Below are 949 nucleotides of genomic sequence, written 5' to 3'. Positions count from 1 at the left end.
AGCGTTAGGGAAACGCCCGGTTACATTTCGAACCCGGAAGCTAAGCCTTTCAGCGCCGATGGTACTGCAGGGGGGACCCTGTGGGAGAGTAGGACGCCGCCGAACAATCTTTCAGGACCCGTGGTCCCAGCGTTCAGCTGGGACCACGGGTCCTTTTGTTTTGTTGATATTTCCCGAAGCGCGTCGGGTGTCCGACTGCGCGAGAATGACTGCGGTACCCGAAGACAGGAGCCATGCCCATGTCCACCAACTCCTCCGACGATCGTCCGGAGCGCGAGCCGCGCCGTCGGGACGGTGGCGGTGACCGGGGCGGCTACCGAGGCGGGCCGCGTAGGGACGACAGCCGAGGTGGGCCGCGTAGGGACGACAGCCGTGGAAGCCGTGGCGGTTCCTTCCCTCGGGACGACCAGGGCCGGCGCGACGACCGTCGGGACGACAGCCGTGGAAGCCGTGGGAGTTCCTTCCCTCGGGACGACCGTGGCCATGCACGCCGTGACGACCGTGCCCCCCGTCGGGACGATGACCGTGGTGGTTTCCGCAGGGATGATCGTGCGCCGCGTCGGGATGACGACCGCGGTGGATACCGCCGTGATGATCGCGGTCCGCGTCGTGATGACGACCGTGGTGGCTTCCGTCGGGACGATCGTGCGCCGCGTCGGGACGATGACCGTGGTGGCTTCCGTCGGGACGATCGCGGTCCGCGTCGTGATGATGACCGTGGTGGCTTCCGTCGGGACGATCGCGGTCCGCGTCGTGATGATGACCGTGGTGGCTTCCGTCGCGATGATCGCGGTCCGCGTCGGGACGACGACCGTGGTGGCTTCCGTCGCGATGATCGCGGTCCGCGTCGGGACGACGACCGTGGTGGCTTCCGCCGTGATGATCGCGGTCCGCGTCGGGACGACGACCGTGGTGGCTTCCGCCGTGATGACCGTGCCCCGCGTCGGGA

General features: G+C 67.9%; 1 rRNA gene and 1 pseudogene. Both read left to right on the top strand.

Features of this window, described 5'->3' with window-relative positions:
- A 5S ribosomal RNA gene (rrf, locus tag ACFU5O_RS37035) occupies nucleotides 1-105 on the top strand; the annotation flags it as partial.
- Nucleotides 106-372: 267 nt separating this feature from the next.
- Nucleotides 373-949 (top strand): annotated as a pseudogene (locus ACFU5O_RS37030) (hypothetical protein); the annotation flags it as partial.

The organism is Streptomyces sp. NPDC057445, assembly GCF_042802855.1.
Classification (GTDB): domain Bacteria; phylum Actinomycetota; class Actinomycetes; order Streptomycetales; family Streptomycetaceae; genus Streptomyces.
This window is presented reverse-complemented; position numbering and strand designations above follow the sequence as displayed.